This is a genomic window from Marinobacter sp. F3R08, from assembly GCF_018860425.1.
Taxonomy (GTDB): domain Bacteria; phylum Pseudomonadota; class Gammaproteobacteria; order Pseudomonadales; family Oleiphilaceae; genus Marinobacter.
Genome location: NZ_JAHKPI010000019.1, coordinates 1 through 5,299, shown reverse-complemented (window position 1 = coordinate 5,299; position 5,299 = coordinate 1). Strand labels below are relative to the sequence as shown.

The following is a 5,299-nucleotide window of genomic DNA, read 5'->3' as shown; positions in this document are numbered from 1 at the left end:
GTTTAAGAGCAGACCCAGTGAATCGCCCGATTGATGCTTTGATTCAGAGGAAGGCGTCAGCACATGCGCTAAACGCTCGATTTCATGTTTATCTGCCAACATTGCCGGCCTGATGCTCACAAGTCCTCCGGTAAGGATTTATAACGCCGAAAATAAGCGGCGCCCTGACAAGGGCGTCCGGTGGAGGCCAAAGGCCGGAACGTACTTTATTGATTTGTTAGGCTTTTAGAATACAGCACTGGCTTTCTGAACCCTTGCCGGCCCTGCACGGAACGTTGGACTATGAGCGTCCGCAGCCACCATATGCTCTGTATTATCGTGAGCATCCAGCGCCTCTTGCGATGCCCATTTTTCGACAAGGATAAATTTATTCTCGTCATTGGAGTCAGCAAGCAACTCATACCGCAAACATCCAGGCTCTGCCTCGACCAGGGGTTTGAGCTCCTTGTAAGCCTCAATCTGCTCATTGCGCTTGCCAGGCATGACTTCGATGAACACTAGTAAATTGATCTCATCCACGAACATTTCTCCTTGATTACATCGGTCCTCCGATGCTTGTTTTGAGCCTAACGCCTAAATAACAGGCTAAAAATAGTGGGCTAAAATGGAGCAAAGCGAACAGCCCGCTGTTTTTATTCCTTGTTGATTTTCTTGTTAGGTGTTTTATCACCGTTATTAATTTCTAGCTTAACAATGAAGCCAAAATAAAATGATACGCAAACAATTAATGACTGCCAAACAAGTGCAAAATAATATTTTAAGGGATTAGAAGTAACACTAACAAAGTATTCCGATCCCATTGCGTGATATTTATAGCCACCATCTATCAGAAGATTAATCACTACAATTGCAAATACAATACAAAAAACTCGAGCCAAAAATCGCATTTTCGTATCAATTTTAATATTAAATTCCTTGCAGACTAGCTATGAACATAATAAACACCTAACGCCCACATAAAAGGCGAGCGTTAGCGAGTCCAGCCCACGTTTTTTGTGGGCGATTTTTAATGTGCTTGTTATGTATTTTTAGCATGTTTTCCTTTTTTCAAAATTAAAAGTACAAATTTAATCAATAGAAATGCCGATAAGAACAATAGCAACCAAAATAAGATATATGCATAAGTAGTTTGATTAGCTGCCAAATCACAACCCCATTGGCATTCAACGGCATAAAACAAGGCTGATAGAAAACAGCCTATAGTAGAGATAATGATACTAAATATATATAAGGCTATTTTTCTCAATCACTATCTCCTATATACATAACGCCTGCCTCATGGGCAAAGTGCAGTTGGCGACTTTTGTGAGTGTTTTTTTCACAAAAAGTGATAACTGTACTTTGTCCTATGCAGGCACTTGTTAGCTGCTTTTGCCAAGCACAAACTTTATGGTTCCCAGTAAGTTGGATTTGATAATTTTATCTTCACCCAATTTCTCGGTAATAGTAAATAACAAACCATCACTGAAACTGTTTAATAAAAAACCGGTGGTCTTATCTGGAAGTGTAATCACCAAGTTTTTATTACCCAATATGTTGTAAATTATAAAACTATTCACCTGACCAAGGTCTATTGTCTCCGTTTCATAATTATTTGTGATTACTAATTTTTCAGTATCTACTTCTATAAACTGCTTACTTGAATACTTATACGAATTATAAGTAGTGAAAATTAAGGTAATAAATGTCAACACAAAAATAATTATAGCTGTTTTGCCAAGGTTAACACTAGGAGTAGCACCAATCACGTTCCACAAAACTACGCCAACAAAAAATACAGGAAATAATGAAACATACCTAAGCTGAATTTTCAGAATATCAATAATTGAATCATTGTTTTGAAATTTCATCATTCCCCCTTCTCAGCTAACGCCAGTGGTAATGGGCGCCAACGGAGCGCAGCGTAGTTGGCGTCCCGTTGACCACATTGTTAGAGATTCGCTTCTCCAGTCTCAGATCCATTGGTGCCAACCATGAGAAGATACGCCCGAGATAGAATAGCAACCGCCAGAACCGTACCCATCCCTGCAGCAATTATTGATAGAACAGCCATTTCGGGGCCTAGCAACGCAAGAGCTCTGGGGCCATATGCTGCGGCTATAGCCGCAATCATCGTTAGTGTAATAGTGATTTGATACCCACGAGTAATTTTCCAGGATTCATTGAAAAATACTCCGCCCTCAACCGCTACCCCAGGCAAGGCCAGTGACAACCTCCCCATTAGCCAGCTTGCGCCGATCAAGCATAGGACCCAACCGATTCCCGGAATAAACAGCAATGGCAAGAATGGAATCGCCAAGAAGCTAAGAAAGAAAGCGTGGAGAAAGAACGACGCCTCTCGCTTGGATAAACTGGTAATTCCCCACTGAGGCACAGCGCCACTGCCCAATATCAGCACCCGATGAACAACCACAGCAAGCGCGGCCTGAACAATCCCGGCAAAAATGATCAGAAGCAATTCAGACAGAGGGCTGAGTTCAAATAAATACAGCAGGCTAATCAAGATAATGACGGAAAAAGGGAGAGCCAGCGCCTTCGAGAGTGGAGCAATGTTCCACAGGACATCCTTGAACGCTCCACCAAGAATAAAAGCCAATTTCACAAAACTTCCTTATTTGGATCCATGTTGCTTTAAGGCCGGTCAGCCTGCGAATTTCTAACGCCAGCATAAGCGGCGCCCGACTAGGGCGTCCGGTGGAGGCCTGTCGGGCCGGAACAGACTTAATGCACTTGTTAAAGGTTTTTGAAAGCTGCCGTCGCCTTGTAAGCTTGTACCAATTGGAATATCCCAAGCCCACATAAGACCGCGGCTATTGCACTCGACCCATCCATATCCAACTGTAAAAGCCCAGCCATCCCTATCAAAAATACTCCGCCTACAATGTACTCGAAAGGCTCATAACTATATTCAAACCTCAATGACTGTCCGTAAAGGCTGGGCTCAAAATCAACTGGCACTTGCAGTTCTTCCGATTGTTTTCTAGCGAACCGATTAACTTTGACGCGGAAAAATGACCAATAGACGATTTCCTTTCCAGGTAAAGCGATGACTCTGAAAGCCCTACCGGTTGTTCCAGCTGTGACTGGAGTTATGCGGAGACCAGTAATCTTTGAAAGATCACTAACTTTTATCGTCCCATCAAGAAATTGCCGCCGTGCCATGACTACTGATCTACCCTTTAACGCCGAAGCACAGCGGCGCCACGACTGTGGCCTCCGGCGGCCATCGGCCGCGTACTGATGCGCCTTGTTAATGGCCGGTTACCCGGCGGTTTATCCCTGGCACCCAAAGCCGAATGCCCTCTGCAGTGCAGCTTGCACCCAGCCTAGCCCATGGCGAAAGGAACCAGAACACGAAACTCGCGGATTTTGCAGTGTTTTGCAGGGAGAAGAGCTGGACGGTGATAAACATTTAAAAGCAACTCCCTGCTTTACTGCCTGAATCCTTCCGAGGCCTTGGCCATTAACGCTAAACGAAGCGGCGCGTCTCACGCGTCCGCCTTCCGTGACTGGTTAACCCTGTTTGACGCTCAGCACTACCCTGTCTGGAAACACCCTGGTTTCTTTCGATTCCGACTCAAAAAATATGACCTTTGATTCTCGATACCTAAGAACTGAGCCGCGTAAACACTGTTGTTGCCCCTCAAGACAAATAGCGTCGTCCTGCTTCGCTTTCACCTCATCGGCAGCTGTTTTTGAGTCAGTAACGATCGGCAGAAAAAACAATAGCATTAGAGGAATTAGGCTGAAGATCACATAGGGAACACTCTCAGTGTCCACGTACTTTTCGATTGATCGACGCGAAAGCTTCCTTTTACATGGAACATAGCATATCCCAATGATCCCAAGCCCAAACACCAAGTAGCTCAAGTTTTGCGAGTATGAGAAAAGAAGATACATCCCGCCTATCGAAAGATAGTCCAACGGTGAACCAATCATCTCGTAGTAGTTGACTCCAAATTCCTCTAGGAATGAGGCGTCGTAAATAAATCCAATTACATAAGATGCGGTCACTAGCAACGAAAACACTATCGCTAAGGCTTTAGGGAACAAACAAAACTCCTTATGGGGTTAACGCCATAAATAAGCGGCGACCCGACAGGGGCGTCCGGTGGACGGCCGCTAGGCCGGGAACGAACTTGATTGATTTGTTAAATGTCGTCGCGCCATTCGCTATGCTTACACACCCTATCGTACTCAAGCCATGGCAAATCGTGCGACACCCAGATATGGGCCTCTGGCTTCAAACCGGGATCATCGTCCAGAGTGGCGACCCGAACAATTACGTGTGGCTGCGCAGGCCTCTCGGCGACCAAATGAGAACCACAGCGCTTGCAAAAATGGCGCAGTTTGCCAAGAGATGATTCGAACGTAGAAATAGAATTCATGCCGCTGAGCCAACGGAAGTTCTCGCGCTTTACTCCCGCAGTGGAGGCAAATGGGGCCGCATGGGCTTTACGACAAGTCTGACAATGACAATGCACAATCGGCATATCCAAAGAGTCGATTTCGTAACTTATCTCGCCACACAAACAGCTTCCCTTCAGCCCCATAGGGGATCTCCTTTTGTACATTTAACGCCAACATTAAGCGGCGCCCGACTAGGGCGTCCGGTGGACGGCCGCCAGGCCGGGAACGAACTTGAATGACTGGTTACAAACTCACTCAAAGACCGGCCTCATAAAACTGCGCTCACAGCTTAGTACACAACGAATTTCTTCGGCGTATTTGAATGCGGCCTGGCAATCTGAGTCTTGGAACGAAGCCTCACGGTATTTTTCATAGGCTGCCAGAGACTCGAACGTGAATAGTGCGATGGCGATATTGTTGGCACCCTCGGAAGGCAAGAAATACCCATGGTGATGACCGCCGAACCTCTGGACCAGAGGTATCCACATCTTGGAATAGCGCTCGAACTCGGCGGCTTTGTAAGGATCTATAACGTACTTTAGGTAGCAGGTAACCACTTGAACTCCCTTTCAGTTGGCCTTGTAACGCTGAAGCACAGCGGCGCCCCGACAGGGGCGTCCGGTGGCCGTAGGCCACGTACTGCTGCGCCTTGTTATAAATTGAACTCGAAAACATGCTGTTGCTTCAATAATTTGAAGCCTTGCGCTTGGTAAAAATTGTGGGTGGCTTCGCGCTTTGAATTGCTGCGAACTCGGACGGTAACCCCCAATGACTTGGCCCAGGTGATAGCTTCCGCAACCAACTTAGAACCAATTCCTTCACTTCGGTGCTGCTCATCAACTATAAGGCCAGCTATTTCAATAAATGGTGCCACTCCAACCCGAACCGC

7 protein-coding genes are annotated in these 5,299 nt (G+C 46.0%); all 7 read right to left on the bottom strand.

The annotated features are described in order from the left end of the window. Positions 1-225 precede the first annotated feature (225 nt). The gene (locus KO499_RS12335) at positions 226-519 is read right to left on the bottom strand and encodes a putative quinol monooxygenase (RefSeq protein WP_215984062.1); all 294 of its coding nucleotides are present in this window, start codon (positions 517-519) and stop codon (positions 226-228) included. 842 nt (positions 520-1,361) lie between these two features. Beyond that, entirely contained in the window at positions 1,362-1,853 is a 492-nt protein-coding gene (locus KO499_RS12330) for a hypothetical protein (RefSeq protein WP_215984061.1), read from the bottom strand. Positions 1,854-1,930: 77 nt separating this feature from the next. Further along, the gene (locus tag KO499_RS12325) at positions 1,931-2,602 is read right to left on the bottom strand and encodes a hypothetical protein (RefSeq protein WP_215984060.1); all 672 of its coding nucleotides are present in this window, start codon (positions 2,600-2,602) and stop codon (positions 1,931-1,933) included. Between the two features lie 911 nt (positions 2,603-3,513). Then, positions 3,514-4,053, bottom strand: coding sequence for a hypothetical protein (locus KO499_RS12320; RefSeq protein WP_215984059.1), 540 nt, complete (start codon positions 4,051-4,053; stop codon positions 3,514-3,516). A 98-nt stretch (positions 4,054-4,151) separates the two neighbouring features. Continuing rightward, a complete protein-coding gene (locus KO499_RS12315) occupies positions 4,152-4,553 on the bottom strand; it encodes a GFA family protein (protein WP_215984058.1) in 402 nt (133 codons plus the stop codon). A 108-nt stretch (positions 4,554-4,661) separates the two neighbouring features. Beyond that, positions 4,662-4,967, bottom strand: a complete 306-nt coding sequence (locus tag KO499_RS12310; RefSeq protein ID WP_215984057.1) for an NIPSNAP family protein — start codon at positions 4,965-4,967, stop codon at positions 4,662-4,664. Between the two features lie 95 nt (positions 4,968-5,062). Continuing rightward, positions 5,063-5,299, bottom strand: a 237-nt coding sequence (locus KO499_RS12305) for a GNAT family N-acetyltransferase (RefSeq protein WP_215982213.1), incomplete at its 5' end; no start/stop codon positions are given.